The following is a 25,986-nucleotide window of genomic DNA, read 5'->3' as shown; positions in this document are numbered from 1 at the left end:
AAATAATGAACAAAAAAATCCTGACAGTTCCGTCAGGATTTTTCTGTTTTGCCAAAAAGCGAAGAGCACTTTGGCTAATTTTATGTTAGGACACAATCCCAATGGGCTTGCACTCTTAAGTACCTTCTTAATTACTTGGATCAACGTCTTGATAGGTTCCGTCAGGGCCTACCCACAATCTGTAATTATCGTAATAAACATCTCCTCTTGGTGAATTCGAACCTGACCAATAAGGACCTATTTTTGGGGTAATTATCCCGGATATTTCTTGCCCTTCTCTTGCGTACCTATACGCTGTAGTTCCCACATGGTCAACTAACTTTTCGCCGTTTACCCAGATTTCTATAAAACCATCGCTTCTGGGATCAAAACCTAAATTTCTTGCAAGTTCCGAAGTATCTGGACCTTGGTAATTTGCCCCAAACGCCCCTTTATAGTGCAAGACGATATCAATCCACTCTCCTGGATTGTAATTGAAAAATACGGACTCAGTGTTAGAACCGGCTCCATTTGTAGGGCGCGTATCAACGGAATTGACATCAGTAGGTATGCTGAAATAAAGTTCTCCAGGGTCTCCTTGTCTTAATGAAATGGTGTTTACCGTTTTACTACTGCCGTTGGCTATCAACCTATTTTGAATCATTATCCGAGATCTATCTAATTCGTTTTCAACATAAATAGAAACTCCTACCCAGTGCTCTGTAAAGCTTAAGGCGTTATCTTTCCCTACTTCATTACGGGTAGGGTCACCGTTATAAGCTCCTAGCCATAAGGCCCTTCCAGTACCATTACGCCCAGCCTTTAGCGGTGAATCGGGATGATCTGTAGTTCTGGGTAATCCATGGTCTACTTCCCAAAAATTCCCTGCTGGTTCAGGAACACCATTATCTCCCCATTGATCCGTCTCAAAATCTGTATAAAAAGTTATTTGAGGTGGCTGCTCATCCGATTGTCGTTCGTCACCTTCTAAAACTCTCGCTCCTACATCCTCTAGAATTGCATTTTGGATTTCAAAAACGTCTCCAACGCCTCTACCTCCAAAAACTAGGTCATTACCAGCCGGATTTCCATCACCATTAAATTCAAAGCTGTACGTATTGAAGTCGCTTGTAATTTGTTCTTCAAAAACACGCACAAACCTTTGACCAACCTGTAAAACATCATTACCGGAAACTTGTCTAGCAGTAAACGTTAACCTATAACGTCTTGTTTGGTAAAGAGACTGTGGTGATATATTAGGATATTGAGCTGACCAGTTGGGAAAATCAGAACCAATACTACCATTAGCTACCATTGTTAACGTACCTCCTGATGCAGTACTACCGTTTATTAATTCCCACTCATCGGAATTTTGAAAAGTTCCATTTAGTAATAAATTGGCAACATCCCCATTGGTAGGTGGTTCTGTTGTCTCATCATCCTCTTCTTCATTTCCGTCAGTACCGTTAGTATCGGGATTCTCTATAGGGTCGGGTTCAGGATCTAGCAGGACTAAATCGCTCAATAAATCCGTATCCTTACTACAAGAAGTAAGGAATAAAATGCTAAAAATAAGATATAACAATACTAAATAACTTGGGGTGTAATATTTCATAATGTTAAGTAAATTGAGTTCTACGATTTTCAAAATTGGGTTTTATAAAAATATTTATAATTCAATAATCATCGACAAATGGGTTCAGTTTTTCGATGAAATACCTATTTGACGCTCAATCTTTTACGTAACGAACTATTCTTTTGGATCTCACCGATTTTTTTATTCGATGAACTACACTATTCTTTAACAAATAGTTTAGATTTCTAGGAAGAGCCAACCTAGTATAGACTGGACAAATGGAGATATCTGTCCTAACCAATGAAGGTCAAAAACAATCTAAGTTCGTATAGGTATTCTATGTCAAACATCATAGAAGAACTTGCGGAAGGTAATATTTAAGTCTTTCGATGGCTTAATTGCTATTGGGAAGTCCAATACTTCTTAGAATGGATTCTCTAAGTAAATTGTTGTTTTTGTCCAACTGCTATGATAGAAGATTTGCAAGGATTAATCTATCTTCCTTATTGTTTTAAAAGGTACTCGGGTTTCAAAGTACTTTTATTAAAATAATATGAGTCGATATAACTAGTTGCAAAATAGAGTTGCTTTGTATCGACAAAGTTCCTGTTAGCGATGATTTTGTTTCTTTAAAACTATGGCCTATCAAAGCCAATAAGAAATTGGTCACGAAGTTCTTTGGACTTCAGTGGTAAGAGTTCTCAATCAAGAGCTTGTTCTTTAGTTGGTAGATGCTGGCCTCGGCTTTTTTAGTTACTCCTATGCCCCAGAAATTTATTGGTGTTTCTTTCTTAATTAAAAATATTTATGCTCAGGTTGCACTAAGAAAAAGAGTACTACCTTTTTTTCAATACATTTCTAATTGCCAATTCCAAATATTGCCCAAATATTGAAGGTTTAAACTTTAACAAACCAAGACATAATAGCATCAACCCCACCGTAAATACGATGAACAAGGTAACATCAGTTTTTCCTAATAAATTGAATGCGTATTTATATGCAAAAATCAAGATACCTAGATAAAGTCCCAGTTTCAACCCGGCCACCAAGGGCTGATAAAAATATTCTCCAATAGATCCCTTAAAAACATTTTTAACTAAAACAATCATCATCACATAGTTTATAAAATGGCTTATGACAATGCCAACGGCCGCACCATTAATTCCATAGAAGTAACCTAAAACACCGGAAAGCACTAAAATGATCGCCGTAAAAATGTACTTGCGAGTGACATTTTTATAGACAAGGCCTTTGGCTTTAATAACTTCATCTGTCGTTTTTCCAGCATTGCTGAAAGTTAGAATAAGAAACATAATTTGCAGGGGCAAGACAGCTTCGGTCCAATTGGGTCCCATCAGAATTTGTACAATTTCAGCTGAAAAAAAGACTAGAAAAACCGTAGCTGGAATCATAATCGAGTTGCTTAACCCCAACCCAAACTTGTAAAATTTAATCAATCGTTCATTCTCATCTTGGATTTCGGACATCACTGGAAACATCACTTGATTCATAATCCTTGCAAGAAGTTCACTGGGTATTTCCTTTACCCTAGAGGTTCTCTCATAGACCCCTAGTGTATCTTGTGCAAAGAACTTTCCAAATATCAGATTCATCCCATTTCTCGATAAAAAACTACTAAACGACAACAAAACGATTCCAAAACCAAAACCAAACAACTCACGGGCTTCTTTATAATACACTTTCAGGCTTATTTTTATGCGAGCCAAATAAAACAAGGTTATTGAGCTCAGTAAGGAAGTTAAAAGGGTCGCAATGACAAGCGACCATACCCCATGACCATTCATAGCTAAATAAACACCAGTACCATAACCAATTATGTTTGAAGTAATATTAACTATAGCCACATGTTTGAAAGAGAATTTTTTGAAAAGCAAACTGCCCGAAATGCTACTCAACGCAAGTAATATGATGTTCAAAGAAGATACTTTAATCAGATTATCCAACCTAGGATCATTGTAGGCTGTAGCAATAGATGGTGACATGATATATAGAACAGTATATAGAATGAGTCCTATAAGTAGGCTGGTTTGCAAGGCCCCATTAATATGTTTGCTATTTATTTTCTTTCGTTGTATCAATGCAGTGCCCATACCGCCCTGAACAAAAATATTCCCAATGCCTATAATTACATTGATAATAGCCATGAGACCATAGTCTTCCTTAAATAAAAGCCTGGTCATGATTGAAAAGTAAAGGACCTGTAAAACATTTAGGGAGAGAACCGAAAATGACTGCCATTTACCTGCCTGCGTTATTTTGTCACTAAGGCTCATCCGATAGTCATATTAACTATTACAAGGTTTGTGCGTTTACTCTATTTTTCGAACTTGCCCTGAATAAAATTCAATATACTAAAGGCCCTTTCACCAATTTCAAAGTTTTTTGAGTGTTCCAAAGCATTATTTGACATGGCTTCTCTTTTTTCCTCATCCCCTAGAATCGCTTCTATAGCGCTTTCTATAGCTTTTACATTCAAGGGATCAACCAAAATGGAAAAAGAAGGATTACATTGGTCCATTACTTCTGGAATATTAGAAGAAACAATGGGTAATCCGCAAGCAATAGCCTCAGCAATGGCATTGCACGATCCTTCTCTTTGAGTCGGGAGAACAAAAACATCTGCAGCTGAAAGTAGTTCTGGAATTTGATAAGAAGGTACGCTTTCTCTGAAAACAACCGAAGAACCCATTGGTTCCTGAGGTCCTTTACCAATAAAAAGTGCTCCAACATTATCTGAATTTTGAATAGCTTCCAACACTCGAAGAGGCCCCTTATGAGGTAGAAATCGGCCCACAAAAGCAACAAGTTTAAGATCCATGGGTAGCTTATATTTCTTCCTCATTTCAACCTTATCTCGTTGGTAGAATTTAGTCAGGTCAACCGCGTTAGGTTTCATAAATATTTTGTTCTCAGGAATACCGTAATCAATCAATTGATTTTTTAACTTACTGGAAACCGCTACAAAACCTCGCATCTGCTTGATGTTTTGACTAAAGTAATCTTTTGGAAACTGTTTGGCAATAAGTGTAAGACTACTTTCTCCGATGGCGACGAAAAAGGGTTTATTGTAGCCCTTTAGCGCGTTTAACGCAATGAAACCGTTCGTAATAAAGTGTGAGTAAACAAAATCAAATTCCAGATTATGTTTTTTAACGGTCCTCCGAACAGCTTTAATTTGAGATAACTCGGCAATTCTATATGTATTAAAGGAACCTATCTGCTTGTTAGAAGCAGAAAAAAATAACGGGCGATAAACTGTGCAGTTCTCTACTCCATAGGATTCTACTTTTTTAGACCTTGTGGATAAGATATTTTTTGGTGAAATTACAGTCACCTCATGTCCTAACTTACAAAATTGTTGTATCAAATTATAAACAAATACGCCAGCTGATGGATTTTCCAACGATGGATAACTTGATATTACCAATATTTTCATTCACGTATTTTTTCAAGTTTATTTCTGGACATTATATGGACAGTCGATCCTATTAAAACTGCAAAAAAGAACCAGAACAATGTTTTTTCTATACTGCCTCCTTGTTTAGACATATTAAAAATGACAATGACAAATAATACCAGATTTAAAGAATCTCCAGACTCTTTAAAATGAGCAAATAATAATTTGGTCAACCGACCCAGAAAAGTCAAAAATAAAATCATTCCTGGAAGGCCTGCTGCGATATATACATATAAGAAAATGTTATGCGGTACCAAATAAATTCCCGAATACCTATACATCGTGGGTATAACACCTTCAAATCCAACTCCAAGTATAATATTATCCTTAATTGCTCTAAAAGCCCCCTCCCATAGAACATTTCTTCCAGTATCACCCTTTTCCACGGTTTCCAACAAGCGTTCTGCCATTATTGGATTTGATTCCAACATATACGTTATCAGCATACCGGAGCCAAGTGCTCCAAAAAAGATCAATGCCAATTTTTGGAGAATTCCAGCCTTTCTAAACCAGAGCAGAACGGCAAGTCCCAAAAACATGGAAACAAAAGCACCTCTTGAGCCAGATGTAGCGACTAAACCAATTAAGGGGATACAAACGGCTCCACTTATTAATAATACTTTAATAGAGAACTTATTGATTAGCCGTGAAACAGCAATTAGGAAAGCCAAAGCGGCTTTGGCACCCATAATATTAGGATTCTCTCCAAAAAGCAATAATCTATCATTCTCAAGTGTAACACCTTGACCAATTGCTACCAATAAACAAACCAAAAGCATACTTGCTAAATAGCTATTCAAAACAAGCGGTAAAATTTTAGGTTTGCTATAAATATGAGCAGCAATAAAGGTCATAAACACTATTAAGAGAAGCGTTCTGTAGCCAAATGCAAATTTTAATTCAGTCACATATTCCGAGTTTAAAGCAGAACAAATGAGCACAACACAAAGGAATAGTAATAAGGGTATTACGTATTTCTTAAGAGGTGCAAAATGAAAATTTCTGCCAATCAATGGAACCCATGTGGCTAAGTATAAAATAGTTGTGATATAAGTAACCGAAATTGTCCCAACTAATTGAAAAGGGTCCCAACTCTCAAAGGTTATGGAGAATACGAGTAAAACTAGACAACAATCATTTATGAAATTTAAAGTCCTAAACATAGGTCAATTAAGGGGATTCTACATCCAAGCGCAAATAAAGTAAAAAATAAGTAGGAACGCTGACTTAATAGATTAAAAACTGGTTTTTATCGGACAATTGAATATTCAAACTTTTTCATTAATATCCATCAAAATAAGTAACATAACTTTTTTAAAAACTCCATATTAATATTGTAAAGGATATCTTCGCGCGTACTATTACATTCTTTGGAGATTAAGTCCATTGGGAATCACATATAAATCTTGACCGCTGAAATCAAGAACATTCCGTTTCCATGTGCTCTGGGAGAATGTAATTCATAAATTTAATAATACGGTACTATGCCCTTATTTGGTTTAGGTCAAGGTATTTCCAAAAGCTTAAGATAGAGGTTCAAACTATGTAAAATGCTTAGCTCGGAACAATTAGCCGGCCCACATGGTTCTTGGGACTTAAAATGTAAAAGACCACGCTTATTGTGTAATTAAAAAAATAACTGCAATTTATGCAATAACAATTGCTTAATCTTGTTGTATAAATCATTTGTATAAAATTTAATTTTTATATAATCAATGAATAAAGTATTGGTCATATACCCTGGATTTCCACATTATAGAGTTGGTATTATAGAAGCGCTTAGAAATTCAACCCACAACCATTACTTGTTTTTAGGGGATAAAAAAGGTTGGAATAAGATAAAGCCATACGATTTCAAGGATTCACCTGATTTCAAAGATTTTCCAGCCTATAAAATAGGTCCCTTCTATTTTAGTAAAGGATTAATCCGATATGTCATTTTTGAAAAATGCAGCGGTGCTATTGTACATTCCCCTCCCCATTGGATTTCTATTATTGTTGCCACGCTCATATTAAGGATTAAAGGGGTCAAGGTTTTTAATTGGACCCATGGGATACTTAAAAACCATAAAAATCTCAAGAATAGATTCTACTTTATTTTTTTCAAATACTTTTTTGATGGCCTATTGCTCTATGGCAATATTGCCAAAAGAAACTTGATTAATTTAGGATTTAACAAAGAAAAAATAAAAGTCATTTATAACTCTTTGGATTATCAAAAGCAAATCAAATTAAGAGGAACATTGACCGAAAAGGAAAGACAGAGTATAAGATCCCGTTTGTTTGATAATCCAGAGAATGACCAACTTGTTTTTATTGGCCGCCTTACTGCCCAGAAAAAATTACACCTACTTGTGGAAGCAATTAAATTGCTTAAGGACGAAAACATTTTTGTGAATCTACTCTTTGTGGGCGATGGGGATCAGAAAAAGAAATTACAGTCTCAAATAGATGAATACAAAATCACTGATCAGATTTGTTTTTACGGCGCTTCTTATGATGAGATTGAAAATTACAAGTTAATCGCATCAAGTAATTGCTGCGTTGCAACTGGGGAGATAGGTTTAACCGCAATGCATTCATTGATGTTTGGCGTACCTGTGATTTCCCATAACGATATGAATAGACAAATGCCTGAATTTGAGGCAATCTTACCTAATATTAATGGCGCCCTATTTGAATATGACAATACGTTTGATTTAAAGGAAAAAATAAAAAGTGTTTTAAACCTAAGTAGAGACAAATCAAAATTACAGATTCAAAAAGATTGTTATAAAATAATGGATGAGTACTATAATCCCAATTTTCAACTAAAACTTATTGATAGCCTTTTTTAATTGAAAATGTTGGGTTGCCCATACTATAAACCAATTATCCCTGTTTTAGTTTTACATGATATTCATTAAATGTGTAATTCGTATTCGTTAGAGTGCTCTTATTCATGGTTTAGAATCTAGTCTCCTAAACGGATTTCTTGAGAGTATCATCCAAATTCTTACATAATAAATTAAATTCAGTTTATGTTTGTGGTATTATTTTAGCAGGTCTATTAAGGGACTGTTTTGAAATGTGTGATTAGAATTATTAAAGGCATTTTTGATACGATAATGGGTAAAATTAATCAAGTCAGGATTTACAGTAGCAGAATCACTTGTTCAAAAAAAATTTCGGAGTGTGATGAAGTATCTATGCTTTTGGTAAAAGAAGAGTATAAGCATTAATAAAAGAAAAAATATAGATACCACTTTAATCAAGAAAAACAACCATGTTTAAAGACAAAATATTACTGATCACCGGAGGTACAGGCTCTTTTGGAAACGCCGTTCTCAATCGTTTTTTGCAAACTGATATAAAAGAAATCCGCATTTTTTCGCGTGATGAAAAAAAGCAAGACGAAATGCGCAATCACCTTAAAAACGAAAAAGTAAAGTTTTACATTGGTGATGTACGCAACTATTCGAGTATTGAAAAGGCTATGCGTGGAGTTGATTTTGTTTTTCATGCAGCAGCCTTGAAACAGGTACCGTCATGTGAATTCTTTCCTTTGGAAGCAGCAAAAACCAACGTTTTTGGAACACAGAATACCATAGATGCGGCAGTTGTCAACGGTGTAAAAAGAATTATCTGTTTAAGCACCGATAAGGCCGCCTACCCCATCAATGCAATGGGCATTAGTAAGGCACTAATGGAAAAAGTGGCCGTTGCCGCCTCGCGAAACATCCCCGGAGATGAAACCATTGTGTGCTTAACCCGCTATGGAAATGTGATGGCCTCAAGGGGATCCGTAATTCCCCTTTTTGTAAAACAAATCAAAGAAAATATGCCCATTACGGTCACCGATCCCAAAATGACCCGTTTTTTGATGTCGTTGGAAGATGCTGTTGATTTGGTGCTCTTTGCTTTTAAGCATGGTAACCAAGGGGATCTTTTCGTAAATAAGGCGCCGGCAAGTACCATAGGTGATTTGGCCGAAACCATTCGAGATATCTTTGATGCCGATAACGAAATTAAGGTGATTGGTACCCGACATGGTGAAAAATTGTATGAAACCCTGTGCACCCGGGAAGAAATGCAAAAAGCCCAAGATATGGGCGAGTTCTATCGCATTCCTGCTGATAACAGGGATTTGAATTACAGCCGCTACTTCTCCGAAGGTGAGACCGATATGAGTGAAATTGAAGACTACCACTCACACAATACCGAGCAGCAGTCAAATGAACAACTTAAAAACACCCTACTCAACTTAGAGTACATTAAAGAAGCACTTGATGCCTGAAACTAGCATCGTCAAAGGAGCATTTTTTAAAGACGAGCGAGGCGGTATGCGTTTTGTGAATGATTTTGATATGAAAGCAGTTGTTCGCTTTTATGAAATCATGCCTGCAAACACCGATATGATTCGCGGATGGCAGGCCCATAGAGAAGAGAAAAAATGGTTTTACTGTATACAAGGTAGTTTTGTCATAAACCTTGTAAAAATTGATGCATTTGATGCCCCATCTGCAGCACTTAAGGCGGTACCCTACCGTATCTCTGATGATGAACCCCAAGTCTTATTTGTGCCCGGTGGTTATGCCACTGCATTTAAGTCATTACAGGAAGGTTCAAGGCTACAGGTATTCTCAAATTTTGATTTGGACACCTCTAAGAATGATGATTTTAGATACCCATTGACGCAATGGGTCGCCAACTGGAACATATAACAATGAACAAACCACAAATGAAAATAGGAATCACAGGGCAGGCAGGTTTTGTTGGTTACCACCTCCACACCACCCTTTCACTCAACGAAGCATTTACACTCGTACCGTTTGAACGACGTTTTTTTGAGGACACCAAAGCACTTGAAGCATTTGTTTCTTCTTGCGATACAATAGTGCATTTAGCGGCCATGAACCGTCATGAAGACCCACAGGTAATTTATGACACGAATGTAAATCTTGTTAAAAAATTGATTGCGGCTTGTACCAGCACAAAAAGTACGCCCCATATAGTCTTCTCTTCTTCTTCACAAGAAGAACGCGATAATCTGTATGGGCAATCAAAAAAAGAAGGGAAAAACCTTTTGGCAGCTTGGGCCTTAGAAGAAGGGGGGCGACTGTCATCCTTAACGGTACCCAATGTTTTTGGCCCTTTTGGAAAACCAAACTACAATTCTGTGGTGGCTACTTTTTGTCATAAAGTAGCTCATGATGAAGAACCGACCATACTCAACGATGCGGAAATTGGGTTGATTTATATCAATGAACTGGTATCAAAGTTCCAAGAAGCCATCAATGGTGCCCTGACCGGGAAAAAATTGAATGATAATGCTCAAGAAATACCTATAAAAGCCAACCATTTTGTTAAGGTTTCACGCTTATTGGAGCTTTTAAAAAGATACAAAACCGACTATATGGGCCATGGCATCTTTCCAAATTTGGAAAATGATTTTGAAAAAGCCTTGTTCAATACTTTCAGATGCTATGTTCCCACCTCCCACTACCCCGTTAAGTACACCAAACACACGGATCCAAGAGGTAGCTTTGTTGAAATTGCCCGCACTCAGACCAGTGGACAATTTTCATTTTCAACAACGGTACCGGGCATTACAAGGGGCAACCACTTTCATACCAGAAAAGCAGAACGTTTTGCAGTGATTCGCGGAAAAGCACGAATTCAATTACGAAAAATTGGTACAGATGAAGTCATTGATTATCTACTTGATGGTGATGAGCCCGCCTATGTTGATATGCCCATTTGGTATACCCACAATATCACCAATATCGGCGATGAGGAGCTCATTACCTTATTCTGGATAAATGAACCCTATGACCCAGAAGACGCGGATACCTATTTTGAAAATCTAGTAATCGAATAATTTAAAAAAGCTATTGTGAAAAAACTAAAAGTATTTACCGTTGTAGGAACACGACCCGAAATTATTCGTTTGGCCTGCGTACTCAAAGCATTGGATGCGAATGATGCGATTGACCATACCTTGGTGCATACGGGGCAGAATTACGATTACGAACTCAACGAAATATTTTTTGAGGATATGGGAATCCGCCGTCCCGACCATTTTTTGAACGCGGCTGGTAAAAATGCGACAGAAACCGTAGGTCAGATTTTGATTAAAATAGACCCCTTATTGGAAGAGATACAACCTGATGCCTTTTTGGTGTTGGGCGACACCAATTCGTGTCTATGTGCTATACCTGCCAAAAAGCGCAGGATACCGGTATTTCACATGGAGGCTGGAAACCGCTGTTTTGATCAACGTGTACCCGAAGAGACCAATAGAAAAATTGTGGACCACGTAGCCGACATCAACCTCACCTATAGTGATATTGCACGGGAATATTTGTTAAGGGAAGGTCTTTCACCTGATCGCGTCATCAAAACCGGTAGCCCAATGTACGAGGTACTCAATAGTTTTAAATCCAAAATTGAAGCTTCTGATGTCCTGGAAAAACTAGGTCTTGAAGCACAGAAATATTTTGTGGTTTCTTCACATAGGGAAGAAAACATAAATAATCCTAGGAATTTTAACGGGTTGATTGAATCACTCAATCAAATTGCAGAGAAATATGATTATCCAGTTATTGTATCCACTCACCCAAGAACCAGAAATATGCTGAATGCAAAAAAGGTAAAGGCTCATAAAAACATTCAGTTCTTGAAACCATTGGGGTTTTCTGATTACAATGCACTGCAATACCATTCTTTTGCAGTACTATCGGATAGTGGTACCATCTCTGAAGAATCATCAATTTTAAATTTTCGGGCCTTAAACATAAGAGAGGCCCATGAACGTCCAGAGGCCATGGAAGAGGCATCGGTGATGATGGTAGGCTTGCAACCTGAACGAATTCTACAGGCCTTGACCGCACTTGAAATGCAACAACGAAACCCGGAACGAAATTTTAGGGAAGTCAGTGATTATCGTATGCCGAATGTAAGTGAAAAAGTGGTGCGAATCATTATATCCTACACTGACTATGTCAATCGAACAGTCTGGTCAAAAGCAAATACGTAATATCAATGAAAGTAATACTTCTTGCCCTTAGATACTCTAATAAACATCCAAACGGCGGCCTTTATAACTCGTTAATGTCAGAAATGAGGGCAAATGGGCACACAGTATTTGTAGTGGCACCAAGCAACAGTGACAAAAAAACGGGTTTGTTTGTTGAACACGGAATAAATGTGCTTCGGGTAAAGACTTATAAATTATTCAATGTTGGTATTATACGAAAAGGGATTGCAAATGTGATGCTGCCCTATCAATACAAAAAAGCATTAATGCTCAGTAAATTGAATTTAAATGAATTTGATTTGGTCGTTATACCCACACCACCAATCACATTAATGGGTACAGCACGATGGTTAAAGCGCAAATCAAATGCGAAATTATACTTGATACTCAGGGATATATTTCCTCAAAACGGCGTTGATCTCGGCATTATGAAGTCTAATAGTCTAATTCACAAGTACTTCAGAAAAAAGGAAATGGCCCTCTATAAAATTTCAGATAACATCGGGTGTATGTCGCAAGGTAATATAGACTATGTTAAAAAGCATAACCCTTGGCTTCATGAAAGTAAACTACACCTTATGCCCAACTGGGAACATTTGCCCGAACCAATTTCTGAAGAAAAATCTGAATCAGTAAAAGCCGAATATGGATTAGAGCACAAGTTCATAGTAATATTTGGTGGTAATATGGGGAAGCCCCAAAAATTGGAGAACATAATTCAATTGGCCAAAAACTGTACTGAAATCAAGGATATGATGTTTTTATTGATTGGTTCCGGTACCGAGAAAAATAAAATCGAAACGCTAATCGAAGAAGAGGACCTAGCCAACGTGAGGGTGATTAACTTTATGCCTAAAAAAGATTACAATAGTATACTGATGGCCTCAGATATTGGGCTTATTTCTCTAAATGAAGATTTCACTATCCCAAATTTTCCATCAAAAGTAATGTCCTATTTCGGAGCTAAAGTGCCTGTTTTGGCATCAATTGACCTAAATACTGATTTCGGGACCATGTTGGATGAGACAGCATCGGGTTTCTGGGCAGAAGCTGGAAATACAAAGGACTTAAAAGAAAAGTTGCTTCAATTATACGAAAACCCGGAGTTGCGAAAAACCATGGGGGAAAACGGTTATATCCATATGAAAACAAATTGGTTACCGGAATATGCATATACCCGTTTAATGGATGAAATTAAATAAAATATTATCTGAAATACCTAAATTTCATTAAGAAATACCTTGTGAAAGCCTATCTGCAATGAAAAACATAGGATTGGTGAAGCGAAAATTGGCTGACGAAACGTTTGATGTCAACATCACGTTAATAAAGGTCTCATAGAACACATAAAGACTGTTTTGGAAAACGATATTAACATAACTAATCAAGCTTAGAAGAATAACTCTTCTAAAACTACTAAGCCTAGGGAAAACATGTATACTCATTTTTTTAAAAGATTAGCAGATTTTATTGCAGCGTTATTGGCATTGATAATTTTATCGCCGATACTTCTTTTATTGATTATTGTGTTGGCCATTGTAAATAGAGGTAAACCATTCTTCTTTCAAAAAAGGCCGGGGAAAAACGCAGAAATATTCACTATCATTAAGTTTAAAACCATGCGGGATCCGATAAATAATGAAAGTGAATTAATCAATCAAGAGCAACGCATTACAAAAATTGGTGGATTTATACGAAAAACCTCGCTGGATGAACTATTACAATTAGTCAATGTCCTAAAAGGTGATATGTCCCTTGTGGGACCAAGACCGTTGTTGGTTGACTATCTGCCGCTTTATAATGAAGAACAGGCAAGAAGGCATTTGGTCAAGCCTGGTATCACAGGGTGGGCACAGGTGAACGGTCGAACTGCTGTATCATGGCAAGAAAAATTTGCACTTGATGTTTGGTATGTGGATAACATAAGCCTTCAGAATGATATAAAGATAATATTGAAAACGGTTCAAAAGATCTTCAACCGCAAAGCAATGTCCTCTATTGAGGGTGCTTCATTTAAAGGTTTTGAAGGCAACCTGTAGTGAAATAAGTCAAAAAGAATCTGGGTACACAAAAAATCCAAGGGTTCCTTAAGATACCATGGGTGGGAATCTTAGATTTCCAATTAGGTGGTTAAGATGAGGGAATTACTTTGATGCCTTCTCCTCGGCTTGGATAGAAATTGAATTCCTTCCGCAGTGCAGAAGTGATAAACCTAAAACGATGGTTTCTGAATTTGTTGAACAATCGCTTAATACTTTGTAAAGAAATCCAATTCCTATGATTATTGAATCTCTTAACATTCTGGGATGACATATAGATATTTTCACCATTTCCAACGCTATATATTCCAGCGGAAAACGGAAATTTCTGCAATTCTATTCTTGAATCAAGGGTGGTTAGTCGATGATCAAAGTAAAACATTGGATGTATCCCAATAAAGTGTTTTACAAGTTCAGGCTTAACAATTATAGAACTCCCGCAGAGGTCATTAAATTTTAGTGTTTTAACCAAAAATCTTTTTCCTTCAACATAAATATATCCATGTTTAATGTACCAACCAGGAACATTTCCGTTACTGTTGTTCACAAATGTTGAAATGTTTTTACTTACGTAATCATCTGAATCTACGGTCATTATGTAATCAGTCTTGAACTCCTTTAAAGCATACTCCACTCCTGTCAATATTTTCTTTCCTTTGTCTATTTCCTTGGCTTTATAATGGTTCGTTGAACTTTCTACACCATTGGAAATTGGGGGTTCGAAATCAACTTGTACATAATTAAGGTTTTGATGACTGAAAGTAGTCTTCGGAATTTCATGACAGACTGCCACAACTTTGAAATTTGAATCGGTCTGATTACAAATTGACCTTAGGGTTCTCTCCAATATTTGAGTGAACTTATCCCAATCTGATGTTACTAATTTACTCTTAACAGGAACAACAAAGGTCAACATGGAACAATCTGTTTGATGAATCAAATAAAGAACAATTATTTGTCACGTTGGAGTATTATCGACAAAACCAATAGGTTTGGGGATTAGTAGTTCTTTTAATGCAATAATTGAGGGCAACCCTGCTACTTCTGGTAACTAAAGGACATTAATTCGACGTATATCAATAAGCCAACACTTGGTTGTTAGTTAGGTTGTACTTCTGTATCAGGGTAAAAATTAAATTCCTTCCGTAGTGCAGGAGTGATAAACCTGAAACTATAGTTTCTGAATTTACTGTACAATCTCCTAATACTTTGTAAAGAAATCCAATTCTTGTGATCATTAAACCTCTTAACATTTTGGGATGACATATAGATGTTTTCTCCATTTCCCATGTTATATATACCGGCGTAAAAGGGAAACTTTTTCAGTTTTATGTTTGAGCCCAGGGTGGTTAACCGATGATCAAAATATAAATCTATTTTGCCCTTATCGAAGAAATATTCCACGAGGTTAGGCTTAACAATAATTGAACTGCCACATAAATAGTTATACTTCTTCCGTACAACAACTAAAATATTTTTCCAACTATAGCTTAAATAACCTTTCCCTAAATACCAACCCGGCAGTTCATTTCCACTATTATTCACAAATTCAGCGATTTTCCGACTCACAAAGTCATCTGAATCAACCAACATAACATAATCAGGGTCAAAATTTTTACTTGCATACGCAACGCCAAACTTAATTTTATCCCCTTTATCTATTCTTTTATTGGTTAAGAACTCTCTAGGACTAATATCTTCCTTAGATGGGGGTTCAAAGTCTGGGTGGATATAGTAGACATTTTCGTGCGTATAGCTTATCTCCGGAATTTCATGACAAACTACCACAACCTTGAAATTGGTATCTGTCTGATTACAAATGGATTTTAAAGTCCTCTCAAATAATGGACTGAATTTATCCCAATCTAAAGTTGCAATTTTACTCTTAACGGGGACAACGAAGGTCAACATGGAACAATCTGTTTGATGAATCGAATAAAAAACAATTATTGGTCACTTTGGAGTTTTATCGATTAAAAACTATAAATATAGGATTATAGATTTCTTTGAACGAAAACAACTTTGTAGAAATACCACTTTTCAACTGTTTCTTTTTGCAGATGCTTTATAGCGGAACACTCCTTTCTTCAAAAGACAATGAATTGGGTGAGGCAACTTAAAAAAACAAAAAGACTAAACCTGTCACACATTTCTTCAAAATTCCCATGATCTATTTTACAGGTATCTCCCCTAGTCTTTTGTGGTAGTTTTCTAAGATGTTTGGTCAATTCCCTCTTTATCGAATACTTAGACTTCGATTTTCCATCGGACAATCGATATTCACAAATAGCTAAAATGGCAAGGATTCTCTTGTTATAAACACTCTCTAAATATGGGAGCAGGGTATACTCTTGCGCTACCTTCTGTCGTAGTCTTTACCATCGACCAATATTCGTTGACGTTTATAATTAAACTTCTTGTTGAAAACGCTTTTGGTTTCATCAAGCAGAGGAGTTTTTATATTATTAATGTCAATCATAGCGTGGAACAAGTCATCAGTGACATAGGGTTTATCTTTGTTTTCCACTATAGTGGTCACCTTACTTTTGTTCATTTCCAAATAACCCGCCGACAACCATGTGATAAAAGGTATTTCAACTATAACCCTAGGCATTTCCTTCGAATATTCATGTCCTATTCCGTCCTTTTCATCAAAAACATTTTCTCCATGATCTGATACATAAATTGCGGAGGCAACTCTATTCTTATTTGATGAAGTATATTCGTCTAGAATCCCCAGAACACTGTCAACTACAAAATCATTATATAGCACTGAATTATCATACTCTGCAATTAATCTGTCTTTTCTAGAGTCTTTACCTTTGAAACGCTCAAAGCTAGGTGGGTACCTTTTGTTATAGGTGTTATGACTGCCCATTAAATGCAATACAATTAACTTATTGTTATCGTTCTTACTCAAAGCCGAATTAAAAGGTTCAAGTAATTTTCCATCATGAGCTTTGCTAAAAAGAGCTTCAGGTGAAGAATTAATAACGTTATTGACGAAAATGGGATTATCTGTTTTCATTGCTATCGAACTGATAATATTGTCCAAAGCGCCGAATTGGGCTTGATTTGAAATCCAAAATGTTTCAAACCCGGCAGAATGAAAAACATCAATTATATCTACGCTTTCATCTAAACCTAATCTATTTTCAAGATTTGAATCTGATAAAATAGAGGGTATACTTTCCATAGTATAATTGTAACCAGCAACAACATCAGTATATTTTATAATGTCCTTCCTGCTACCAAGTCTTGGGTTCGTCTTTCTATTCCATCCATATAAAGACATATGGTTTCTACTACAAGATTCTCCTAGAATCAAGACAAATACCTGTTGTTGGTTTTTATTCTGATTTAATTTGGCATCAACTGTTAGCAATACATTTCTCTCGATTGCTTTTTTGAAATCACTTAAATCAACTACAAAAGCATAAGAAATTCTAACCGCTTGAGGAAGAAATCGATACTTTGGCAATGTATTTCTCAGGCCAAAGACCATCAGGGCGAAAATAACAACGATTGCTGCAATGTGAACTAAATTATTTTTTACCCTTAGTTTTTTGGGGGAAGTTCGAAAGGCAAAAATGAATAGAACGGTATACAGAACAAGTAACAATAGAGCCCAAGAAGATTTCAAACTGAGAAAAGATACCGCTTCTTCGTAATTTGAATTACCTATTACTAACAAACTTTTAATCGTCAGTGGCCCTTTCATTATAATCCAATGACCAATCTCGATAAAACCGAGAACAAAATAAACGCAAACCCCAATTTGGTAAATAATCTTCTTTTGAAAAATGCAATATGGAATTGTGACCAACAGCATCCACATTAGATTTACCAACACAGCGAAACTGTCTGATAATTCGTGATCAATAAAGAATCCCACTAATATTGGGCTTAACACTAACAGAACTAAGAATGGCGGATAGAGAAGACTTACAGTCTTGTAGACATCTTCTACCTTAAACGATCTAAACAATTTAAAGATATATTAAGATTAAATTTACAATATAATAATATTCGATAATTCAATGCCAAGTTGTCCTAATCTCTGGTATTCAAACGATTTCGTATGCATTTCATCGATTATTTCATTACTATTTTTTGTTCATGAGGTGCTTGAAAGAAACCTAATGGCCTTGAAGTTTTTGTCCAGAAAACATGCTTTTACCCTGCCGAAGTCATCCTTTAATTAGACCGCATGGTTTCCGATAATCATTTAAACGATTTTAGTTTCCTTATATGGATGAAAAACATATCTCCCAGAAATAAATAACTAGATTTGGCCGATGATAATCCCAATGGTCGATTAACTTTGACATCTATGAAAACAGTAATGATTTTGGGCGGAGTAAAAGGAGTTGGCAAGCAAATCCTCTATTCCTGCTTAGACAAGGGTTACAATGTTTCCTTTTGCGGTCGAAACGCAAAGCTGGGTCACGAAATCATTGAATCTTCAAACGCGGAAAATCAGCTTTATTTTCACCAATTGGACTTAAATAAGATTGATGAGCTTAAAAATTATCATGACGAAACCTTAAAGAAGTTTGGAAAAATTGATGCCTTGATCCTGTACGCTGGAATAACACCAGTTGCTTCAATTTTGGATACTGAAGAACAACTTTATGATAGTGTCTTTAACGTCAATCTGAAGGCTCCTTATTTCCTTTTAAAACATGTGCTAAAAACTATGGTAGATGCCGGGTCGGGATCCATAGTGTTTTTTGGATCAGCACATATGGATTATGGTCAGGCGGACAGGACTGCCTATGCACTAACAAAAAGTACGCTTTACACCCTGTCAACACATATTGCCCATCACTATGCAAAACATGGTGTTCGGTCCAATTATCTGGTTATGGGTTGGACCAATACAGAAGGTGAGGTTGAATTGAGAGCTAGTGAAGGAGTTGGTGAAGAAGACCTTAAAAACAAAGCCAAAGGCATTATCCCTATGGGGCGAATGTTAAATCCATCCGATCCTGTACCCGCCGTGCTGTATTTTATTTCGGATGAATCTTCAATGACCACTGGTTCTCTTATTAGAATCACAGGTGGAGAATATATTTGATTGCCTATGCAAGCCCAACTCGTTTTTTACGCGGACAATGAACTATTGGAAGGACCCATTTTTGATTATGACAATGGCTTACTTTACTTTGTTTCAATTTTTGATGGTTTGGTGTATTGCTATGATCCCGCTACGAGAGTAATTCTGAATGTGAAACTGGATTCTCCCGTCAGTAATATCTATCTTAAAGATAGAAAGAAGGTAGTGGTAGCTTCCAAGGATGGTTTTTATTTAGTAGACTTCAACACACTTGAAGTAACCTTTTCTTTCCAAATTGAAATCGAGGAGGATATGCGTTTTAACGACGGTATCGAAGATGCCAATGGCCGATTGCTTATTGGTACCATGGGCTATCCTGAAGTATTGCCAAATCGGGGAAAGGTCTTTTCATTTTATAAGGGAAAGTACAAAACTATTATTGAGAATACCACCATTTCCAATGGTCTAGCTTTTTCTAAGGATAATACATTGCTATATTTCATTGATACACCCTCAAAAAAAGTAGCGCGGTACTCCTATGATTTGGTCAATGGCGATATAAAGTTTGAAGAGTATGTCATTGAATTTAAAGAAAAAGGAAGTCCAGACGGCATGTGTATGGACAGCCATGGAAATCTTTGGATCGCTGAATGGGGAGGGGCATGTGTATCTCGATGGAATCCTTCTTCTGGTAAAAAACTACAAGTATTGGAATTGCCTTGCCCAAATGTAACCTCCTGTACTTTTGATAATAAAGGAGGAATGTACGTAACTACAGCAAAATCTGACAATCCAAACAATAATTTATGTGGAGGATTGTTTTACTTTGACAATAAAAACTTCCAGTAAATGACCACACCATTAGTTAGTGTAATTGTTCCTATTTTTAGAATAGAAGACTACCTTCCTAAGTGTATAGACAGTCTTCTAAATCAATCCTTTTTAAACTTTGAACTGATTTTGGTAGATGATGGAAGTCCAGACAATTGCCCTTCTATATGCGACAGGTACGCTGAAAAAGATAGCAGAGTCAAAGTTATTCATAAAGAAAATGGAGGACTATTAAGTGCAAGAAAAGCTGGACTTGAAAAGGCCAAGGGAAAGTATATTTCCTATGTAGATGGAGACGACTGGGTGGACAGGTACTATTTGGATGTTTTACTCAAACTAGCGGAAGCGAACTCTTCAGATTTTGTGGTCACCGGGCATTTCAGAGAATTTGATGGTAAAATAGAAACCATAAAACCCCAGTACACCGGCATCTTTGACGAAAGTGAAATACATTCATCAATACTTCCAAAAGTCATTTATAACGGTCGCTTTTGTCAACACGAGGTATCCACGTATGTCTGGAATAAACTTTTTAAAAGGGACATACTTATGAAAGTACTTTTTGACGTCCCCAACCAGATAATCATGGGTGAGGATGCTGCGATAACCTATGCGTATTTAGCAATGTCAAAAAAACTCACTATAAGTAAAATCCCTCTTTACTATTACAGACAACGACATGATTCCATAGTGAAATCCATTGAAAATCCAACTATGGAATACTATAGGTTAGGACTCCTAGTGAACTTTCTTAAGGTAAGACTTAGTCCAATCCTGGAAGAGAAAAACCTGGATAGACAACTTTTGTATTATCTATACTCGCAAATTTTAGTGCGATCTGGCGGAATGATTTATGATGACACAGAAAATGTTTTTTTTAACCCATTCTTGAATGTAGGCAAAAATGCCAAGGTGGTCGTATACAGCTCCGGTTCATTCGGTCAACATATTCTGTCCACAAACGCCAAAACCAACTTTTTTCAGATAGTGAGATGGATAGATGTGGACCACCATGAATTAAATGTGGGAGGAAATTTTGTTAAGCCACTCAGCTCAATCGATAATGAAGAGTTTGACTTTCTAATTATTGCAACAATCAATCCTTCCACCTATGACTCCATCAAAGCTGAACTGGCCCTAATGGGGATTGATAAGAAGAAAATTGTAGAAGTCAACACGGATGAGGAGCAAATCAAGAGACTCTTGATACATTTGGGATTTGACGACAACTTTAGTTACCAATTGAATTAAATAGAAAAACAATCGAATCGGATTTTACAAAATCCTTTAATCCTATAAAAAATGACCAAAAAACTTATAATACTAGGCGGAAATCCTGAAACAGGAGTTTTGGTGGATATTGCCAACTCAATGGGAATTCATACCATTGTTATTGATCCCAACCCAAACGCTCCAGCTAAAAAAAATGCTGTGGAAACCTATGATATTGACGGTTTCGATATTGACAAAATTGTAGGGGTAGCCAAAGAAAAAAATGTGGATGGAGTTTTGGTCGGAGTTGCAGATATCCTGGTCAAACCATATAGGGAAATTTGTGAAAAATTGGGAGTGCACTGTTATGCCAATGAAAAAACCATTGAGGCCTTTTGTAGTAAGGATGGTTATAAACGTTATTGCGACGAATATGGCGTTCAAGATATCCCAGGAATTTACTTAACCCGAGATTCGGAGGTGAAAAAACCAAAAAATGTGGACTTCCCGTTGATGGTAAAACCAGTGGACAGCGGAGGTGGAGTTGGTATGAAAATCTGTCGTGATGAGGAAGATTACAAGGCCACAGTCGAGAACGTATTGAAGTTTTCAAAAAAAGGAGTGGTTTTGGTCGAGAAGTACATGGATTCACATTGTGATGATATGGCTGTCTATTATACCTTTAAAGATGGGGTTCCCTATCTTTCAGCTACCTATGATAGATACCTAACCAGACTACAAGGGGATTCAAGTCCAATTGCCATTGGCACGGTATATCCATCAACCTATACCGAATTATTTGTACAAGAGGTACACCCCAAACTATGCGAAATGTTCAAGGGTTTAGGCATTCAAACCGGCGTACTGAATATTCAATTTTTTGTGGAAAACAACATATTTTATAGTTATGACCCTGGATTCCGTTTGCAGGGCGAAGCCCCGCATATTCACCTAGAGCACATTAACGGTTTTGATCACCGAAAAATGCTTATAAACTATGCTTTGACCGGAGTTTTTGGGGATACAGACTTTTCTGAGAGAAACGACTACATGTTAAAAGGTGGTGCGGCTTGTTCCGTTTGGGTGCTTTTAAAAGGTGGGAAAATTGAAGCCATAGAAGGATTGGATGCCATAAAATCCCATAAAAATGTAAATTTTGTTGTAGAACGATTTAAAGTTGGAGACACTGTGAAGGACGAATGGATTGGAACGGAAAGACAGGTGTTATTCAGAATTTATACGGCAGCAGACTCCATATTTGGAATCAATCAAACCATCGAAGACATAAGAAACACTCTTAAGGTAACCGATTCCAACGGTGAGGATATGGTAATTGAATGGCTGAAGCCCTGGAATACGGAAGATTACATTTTCAGTTAACATTCTAATTTTATAGGGGCCAACATTCCCATGTTTTTCTCTCTGGAATCAACTACTCAAAAAAATAGCATTTAAAAAACTAATAGCATGCAAAACATCTTGGATAAATTTAGCTTGGAAGGGAAAAAATCAGTCGTTGTCGGCGGTGCCGGAGATTTAGGGCAAGCCATGGTCAAAGCTCTGGCAGAAGCAGGCTCAAAGGTAGTCGTAATTGATTTGGACCAAAGAGTTTTTTCATTCTGTGAGCAACTTCAAAATGAGGGATATTCAGTATTTGCCGTACAAGCTGATGTGAGCAACAAAGACGCCATTGAAAACTCATTTAAAGAATCTTTAGAATTACTGGAAGGTAAAATAGATGTTTTGGTAAACACCGCTGGGATTCAACGAAGGTATCCTAGTGAAGAGTTTCCTGATGACGAATGGCAAAAAGTTATTGCCATAAATCTCGACGCTACTTTTTATTACTGTAAGATGGCCGCAAATATCATGATACCCAATGGAGGCGGTAAAATAATCAATGTAGCCTCACTCATGAGTTTTTTGGGAGGTATTACCATACCTGCCTATGCAGCTTCTAAAGGAGGGGTAGGACAATTGACTAAAGCGCTATCCAATGATTGGGCTTCTAAAGGAATTTGTGTGAACGCCATAGCACCGGGTTATATGGATACCCAATTAAATACCGCTTTAATCAATGACAAAAAAAGAACCGACGAAGTAATGCTAAGGGTTCCAATGAAACGATGGGGGATTGGTGATGATTTAATGGGTATTACGGTATTTCTTGCCTCCGCCGCCAGTGATTATGTATCGGGAACAATAATTCCCGTGGATGGAGGGTACCTGGGGAGGTAATCCGTGGCTTAATGGAACTTTTGGGATAAAGAAAGAAGTTGAATGAGGAAAATTCGGTTGAATGTAACGCAACTATTTAACCAAATCCTTGTTTTTTCCGGAAACCGCGATGACCGCAATATTATAAAAATAGACAGACCAACTAACAATTCCTGCCATCTTGAAACCATCTTCAAATAAAAAAGGACTCCAGTTAAAAATCGGAAATACATCTAGAGTAACTGATAAGCCAAAGAAAAAAAAAGCCAATACCAACAAAATGTAATCAGTGGCTAGAATAACTGAGTAGAATGTTATAATCCAAGCAATTACTATAGAAGCATACCCAATGAATACCACTTTTTCTGGTATTCCCAAGAAGGGAAATACAACCTCATGCAACAAAAAGATATCGTCAAGGCAGAGCAAAATTGTTAATAAGCCTGATACAAAAAGATATTTTTTATGGTCAGGATTCTTTTTCGTTTTTGAACCTATTCTCGCGCTAAACATACACAGTGTAGCTGTAGCCACCCAAAGAAAAATTCCAATTTGAGAAAAGAAACCTGTGTATATAGGGACGTTTGCAATTGCAACAATATCCCGAGTTAGATTGCCAATAGGAATTCCTTTCCATTTTTCTAATAGTAATACAAGGCCAACAAGAAACAGGGTTGTGACCAGTATCATTAGAATTTTCCATCGATTTGATTGCAATTGAGAAGTTATCTTCATTGTGTTTCGTTAACAACTCCAAATTTTATTTTATTGTCTGTATCTATTCTTTGCTGGGTTACATAAATCTTAAGGCCAATATTTTCATTTAATGGTTGCTGAAAGCCCGGATGAATGAGATGCAGATTTTTATAAGCGAAGTATACCTCAGGAATTTCCGAGCAGATACTTCCAATTGAAAAATTCGAATACATCTGAGTGGAAATTGACCTAATGGTCTTCTCCAATGATTGAACAAAACCAATCCAGCCTAAGGTTACAGATTTACTTATTACCGGTACAACCAAAGTCAACATACAAAACTTAAAAATGAAGTTACCATTTTTTAACCTTTTCACAACTTTATTCCCCGCAATTTGGAAATTAAGGTTAAGCAATCATTAAACTACTCGAAAGTTCATCCGGAATATTCTACCGAATTCGTCATCAAATTGATAAAGCAATTTCGTGGAAGTGTGGCTTTCCCTCTTATGAGAATGATGGATTGTCAGCCAGAATATTGGTTTAAAGGATTGAGAGCCGTCTGAGGGGATTGTATGCCAAACAGCTGGATGTATTTTCATCGTCAATTCAATCAAAACCTACCTATGATAATCTACCAGGCTTGGCACCCTTGAAAATCAGAAAGATAAAATCAAAACTTATGTATTAAGCTTAAATAAGAAGGTAGGGTGACTTCTTAAATTCAAGTCACGTTATATTTAGTATTTCCGACAAACCATCTTTTATTGACATTTTTGGAAAAAAGTCCAGCTTTTTATAGATGGTGTCATCGAATGGAAATCCTTGACCTGATTCTTTTCTATCTCTTAAAAATTCAATGTTTACAGGGTTATTCGTCAATTCATAGACGTTAGTGGCAATTTCCAAATAAGTGTTAGGAGTCCTTGTAATGGAATCGTAGACCCCGTACACTCCTTTTTTGACCACCCTTGAAATGGTTTCCGCAAAATCCTTAATGTGAAGATAGTTTGCACTTCCACCATGATTTCCAAATAAGGTGATTTTCTCCCCTTTAGATGCCTTTTCTATTATTTGATAAAGAAACGGATGGTGGGGTATAAAAGAAGGGTCATTGCCATATAACTGAGAGGGCCTTAAGATGGTATAGGGAATTTCGTCCCTTTTCAAACAATATTGTATAATCTCCTCTGAATGCCTTTTTGAAATAGAGTATATGCTATAGAGTGGCGAACCTTCTTCCAAATGGGCAAATATGCTTGAAATGTAAACATAGTGTTTCACATTCATTTTTTTCAAATGAAAACACAACTCCATTGTGTCCAACACATTAAACTTTTGAGTTTCATATATCTCCTCATCAGTTTGCCGTCCAAAAGCCGCAGCTGTGTGGATTACAATGTCAATTTGGTCGGGAAGCTGTTCAGTAAAAGGTCTGTTGGGATCTAAATTAATATCACAGTCCCTACGACCAACAGTAATTATTTCATAATCTTCTGATAACAAAGGTATTAGATACCTTGATACGCTAGAATTACCTCCGGTGATAAGTATTTTCATGTACTCTAAATAATTTCAAAAAAAATGAACCACCTATCTCCTAAGGTGAACTAAATACAAATTTTAACAAAAATAGAACAAATATCAGTTTAGCTCGTAGTTCATTTAAAAAAGGTCGATTTAACCGTTATCCGGTAAGAAATTGAAACAACTCCCCTTCAATTCGCGTATAAAATTTGAATGGTATTACGAACAAATAAGGGAAGTTTGACCAATTAAATGGATGGATTGTTTCCGTGAACTGTTCATAGATTTGATTAGACAATCAAAATTCGGAAAAGGTTGAATTATGAGGTACTCAGCGTATTAACCCTACAACTT

General features: G+C 36.7%; 21 protein-coding genes. 12 read left to right on the top strand and 9 right to left on the bottom strand.

From position 1 onward, the window contains the following. Positions 1-127 precede the first annotated feature (127 nt). From ACSLUF_RS07175 to ACSLUF_RS07160, 4 genes are all read right to left on the bottom strand, one after another. Positions 128-1,594: a heparin lyase I family protein gene (locus tag ACSLUF_RS07175; protein WP_435625427.1), complete on the bottom strand. Its 1,467-nt coding sequence runs from the start codon at positions 1,592-1,594 to the stop codon at positions 128-130. Between the two features lie 797 nt (positions 1,595-2,391). Then, on the bottom strand, positions 2,392-3,756 hold the full coding sequence (locus ACSLUF_RS07170; protein WP_435625426.1) for a lipopolysaccharide biosynthesis protein: 1,365 nt from the start codon (positions 3,754-3,756) through the stop codon (positions 2,392-2,394). 134 nt (positions 3,757-3,890) lie between these two features. Continuing rightward, positions 3,891-5,012, bottom strand: a complete 1,122-nt coding sequence (locus ACSLUF_RS07165; protein ID WP_435625425.1) for a glycosyltransferase family 4 protein — start codon at positions 5,010-5,012, stop codon at positions 3,891-3,893. After that, positions 5,009-5,941, bottom strand: coding sequence for an O-antigen ligase family protein (locus tag ACSLUF_RS07160; RefSeq protein WP_435625424.1), 933 nt, complete (start codon positions 5,939-5,941; stop codon positions 5,009-5,011). Before ACSLUF_RS07160 ends, ACSLUF_RS07165 begins: the two co-directional genes overlap by 4 nt. Before the next feature lie 807 nt (positions 5,942-6,748). Here ACSLUF_RS07160 and ACSLUF_RS07155 point away from each other — a divergent pair. From ACSLUF_RS07155 to ACSLUF_RS07125, 7 genes are all read left to right on the top strand, one after another. Next, positions 6,749-7,870, top strand: coding sequence for a glycosyltransferase (locus tag ACSLUF_RS07155; RefSeq protein ID WP_435625423.1), 1,122 nt, complete (start codon positions 6,749-6,751; stop codon positions 7,868-7,870). A 428-nt stretch (positions 7,871-8,298) separates the two neighbouring features. Beyond that, positions 8,299-9,309 carry a polysaccharide biosynthesis protein gene (locus ACSLUF_RS07150; RefSeq protein ID WP_435625422.1) on the top strand — a complete coding sequence of 337 codons (1,011 nt, stop codon included), beginning with the start codon at positions 8,299-8,301 and terminating at the stop codon, positions 9,307-9,309. Then, the gene (locus ACSLUF_RS07145; RefSeq protein ID WP_435625421.1) at positions 9,302-9,736 is read left to right on the top strand and encodes a WxcM-like domain-containing protein; all 435 of its coding nucleotides are present in this window, start codon (positions 9,302-9,304) and stop codon (positions 9,734-9,736) included. The genes ACSLUF_RS07150 and ACSLUF_RS07145 overlap by 8 nt, the downstream gene beginning before the upstream one ends. Positions 9,737-9,753: 17 nt before the next feature. Beyond that, positions 9,754-10,893 carry a polysaccharide biosynthesis C-terminal domain-containing protein gene (locus ACSLUF_RS07140; protein ID WP_435625420.1) on the top strand — a complete coding sequence of 380 codons (1,140 nt, stop codon included), beginning with the start codon at positions 9,754-9,756 and terminating at the stop codon, positions 10,891-10,893. Between the two features lie 15 nt (positions 10,894-10,908). Beyond that, a complete protein-coding gene (gene wecB, locus ACSLUF_RS07135) occupies positions 10,909-12,051 on the top strand; it encodes a non-hydrolyzing UDP-N-acetylglucosamine 2-epimerase (protein WP_435625419.1) in 1,143 nt (380 codons plus the stop codon). 5 nt (positions 12,052-12,056) lie between these two features. Next, on the top strand, positions 12,057-13,253 hold the full coding sequence (locus ACSLUF_RS07130; RefSeq protein WP_435625418.1) for a glycosyltransferase family 4 protein: 1,197 nt from the start codon (positions 12,057-12,059) through the stop codon (positions 13,251-13,253). 231 nt (positions 13,254-13,484) lie between these two features. Further along, positions 13,485-14,090 carry a sugar transferase gene (locus ACSLUF_RS07125; protein WP_435625417.1) on the top strand — a complete coding sequence of 202 codons (606 nt, stop codon included), beginning with the start codon at positions 13,485-13,487 and terminating at the stop codon, positions 14,088-14,090. A 91-nt stretch (positions 14,091-14,181) separates the two neighbouring features. Here the strand turns inward: ACSLUF_RS07125 and ACSLUF_RS07120 are convergent, their stop codons facing one another. The 3 genes from ACSLUF_RS07120 to ACSLUF_RS07110 all read right to left on the bottom strand — a co-directional run bounded on the left by ACSLUF_RS07120 (position 14,182) and on the right by ACSLUF_RS07110 (position 17,985). Continuing rightward, positions 14,182-15,006, bottom strand: a complete 825-nt coding sequence (locus tag ACSLUF_RS07120) for a hypothetical protein (RefSeq protein WP_435625416.1) — start codon at positions 15,004-15,006, stop codon at positions 14,182-14,184. Positions 15,007-15,188: 182 nt separating this feature from the next. Beyond that, complete coding sequence (locus ACSLUF_RS07115) at positions 15,189-16,001, bottom strand: glycosyltransferase family A protein (protein ID WP_435625415.1); 813 nt, start codon at positions 15,999-16,001, stop codon at positions 15,189-15,191. Between the two features lie 445 nt (positions 16,002-16,446). Next, complete coding sequence (locus tag ACSLUF_RS07110) at positions 16,447-17,985, bottom strand: phosphoethanolamine transferase (protein WP_435625414.1); 1,539 nt, start codon at positions 17,983-17,985, stop codon at positions 16,447-16,449. 438 nt (positions 17,986-18,423) lie between these two features. On the opposite strand from ACSLUF_RS07110, the gene ACSLUF_RS07105 reads away from it, so the two are divergent. From ACSLUF_RS07105 to ACSLUF_RS07085, 5 genes are all read left to right on the top strand, one after another. Beyond that, the gene (locus tag ACSLUF_RS07105; RefSeq protein WP_435625413.1) at positions 18,424-19,170 is read left to right on the top strand and encodes an SDR family NAD(P)-dependent oxidoreductase; all 747 of its coding nucleotides are present in this window, start codon (positions 18,424-18,426) and stop codon (positions 19,168-19,170) included. A gap of 6 nt (positions 19,171-19,176) precedes the next feature. Then, positions 19,177-19,998 carry an SMP-30/gluconolactonase/LRE family protein gene (locus ACSLUF_RS07100; RefSeq protein WP_435625412.1) on the top strand — a complete coding sequence of 274 codons (822 nt, stop codon included), beginning with the start codon at positions 19,177-19,179 and terminating at the stop codon, positions 19,996-19,998. Then, a complete protein-coding gene (locus tag ACSLUF_RS07095; protein ID WP_435625411.1) occupies positions 19,999-21,231 on the top strand; it encodes a glycosyltransferase family 2 protein in 1,233 nt (410 codons plus the stop codon). 51 nt (positions 21,232-21,282) lie between these two features. Next, positions 21,283-22,572 carry a carbamoyl-phosphate-synthetase gene (locus tag ACSLUF_RS07090; protein ID WP_435625410.1) on the top strand — a complete coding sequence of 430 codons (1,290 nt, stop codon included), beginning with the start codon at positions 21,283-21,285 and terminating at the stop codon, positions 22,570-22,572. An 87-nt stretch (positions 22,573-22,659) separates the two neighbouring features. Continuing rightward, positions 22,660-23,430, top strand: coding sequence for an SDR family oxidoreductase (locus ACSLUF_RS07085; protein WP_435625409.1), 771 nt, complete (start codon positions 22,660-22,662; stop codon positions 23,428-23,430). Positions 23,431-23,502: 72 nt separating this feature from the next. On the opposite strand, the gene ACSLUF_RS07080 is transcribed toward ACSLUF_RS07085, so the two are convergent. Beyond that, positions 23,503-24,144, bottom strand: a complete 642-nt coding sequence (locus ACSLUF_RS07080; protein ID WP_435625408.1) for a hypothetical protein — start codon at positions 24,142-24,144, stop codon at positions 23,503-23,505. 690 nt (positions 24,145-24,834) lie between these two features. After that, positions 24,835-25,665 (bottom strand): NAD-dependent epimerase/dehydratase family protein, encoded by an 831-nt coding sequence (locus ACSLUF_RS07075; protein WP_435625407.1) that lies wholly within the window; start codon positions 25,663-25,665, stop codon positions 24,835-24,837. Positions 25,666-25,986: the final 321 nt, after the last annotated feature.

This window comes from Flagellimonas sp., assembly GCF_965601775.1.
In the GTDB taxonomy this organism is placed as follows: domain Bacteria; phylum Bacteroidota; class Bacteroidia; order Flavobacteriales; family Flavobacteriaceae; genus Flagellimonas.
This window is presented reverse-complemented; position numbering and strand designations above follow the sequence as displayed.

Bases quoted from the DNA above. Each gene is read 5' to 3' on its own strand.
- ACSLUF_RS07170 (WP_435625426.1), bottom strand. From the start codon at position 3,756: ATGACCAGGCTTTTATTTAAGGAAGACTATGGTCTCATGGCTATTATC.
- ACSLUF_RS07105 (WP_435625413.1), top strand. From the start codon at position 18,424: ATGAAAACAGTAATGATTTTGGGCGGAGTAAAAGGAGTTGGCAAGCAA.
- ACSLUF_RS07090 (WP_435625410.1), top strand. From the start codon at position 21,283: ATGACCAAAAAACTTATAATACTAGGCGGAAATCCTGAAACAGGAGTT.
- ACSLUF_RS07100 (WP_435625412.1), top strand. From the start codon at position 19,177: ATGCAAGCCCAACTCGTTTTTTACGCGGACAATGAACTATTGGAAGGA.
- ACSLUF_RS07155 (WP_435625423.1), top strand. From the start codon at position 6,749: ATGAATAAAGTATTGGTCATATACCCTGGATTTCCACATTATAGAGTT.
- ACSLUF_RS07095 (WP_435625411.1), top strand. From the start codon at position 19,999: ATGACCACACCATTAGTTAGTGTAATTGTTCCTATTTTTAGAATAGAA.
- ACSLUF_RS07075 (WP_435625407.1), bottom strand. From the start codon at position 25,665: ATGAAAATACTTATCACCGGAGGTAATTCTAGCGTATCAAGGTATCTA.
- ACSLUF_RS07130 (WP_435625418.1), top strand. From the start codon at position 12,057: ATGAAAGTAATACTTCTTGCCCTTAGATACTCTAATAAACATCCAAAC.
- ACSLUF_RS07115 (WP_435625415.1), bottom strand. From the start codon at position 16,001: ATGTTGACCTTCGTTGTCCCCGTTAAGAGTAAAATTGCAACTTTAGAT.
- ACSLUF_RS07125 (WP_435625417.1), top strand. From the start codon at position 13,485: ATGTATACTCATTTTTTTAAAAGATTAGCAGATTTTATTGCAGCGTTA.
- ACSLUF_RS07085 (WP_435625409.1), top strand. From the start codon at position 22,660: ATGCAAAACATCTTGGATAAATTTAGCTTGGAAGGGAAAAAATCAGTC.
- ACSLUF_RS07080 (WP_435625408.1), bottom strand. From the start codon at position 24,144: ATGAAGATAACTTCTCAATTGCAATCAAATCGATGGAAAATTCTAATG.
- ACSLUF_RS07140 (WP_435625420.1), top strand. From the start codon at position 9,754: ATGAAAATAGGAATCACAGGGCAGGCAGGTTTTGTTGGTTACCACCTC.
- ACSLUF_RS07120 (WP_435625416.1), bottom strand. From the start codon at position 15,006: ATGTTGACCTTTGTTGTTCCTGTTAAGAGTAAATTAGTAACATCAGAT.
- ACSLUF_RS07175 (WP_435625427.1), bottom strand. From the start codon at position 1,594: ATGAAATATTACACCCCAAGTTATTTAGTATTGTTATATCTTATTTTT.
- ACSLUF_RS07165 (WP_435625425.1), bottom strand. From the start codon at position 5,012: ATGAAAATATTGGTAATATCAAGTTATCCATCGTTGGAAAATCCATCA.
- ACSLUF_RS07150 (WP_435625422.1), top strand. From the start codon at position 8,299: ATGTTTAAAGACAAAATATTACTGATCACCGGAGGTACAGGCTCTTTT.
- ACSLUF_RS07145 (WP_435625421.1), top strand. From the start codon at position 9,302: ATGCCTGAAACTAGCATCGTCAAAGGAGCATTTTTTAAAGACGAGCGA.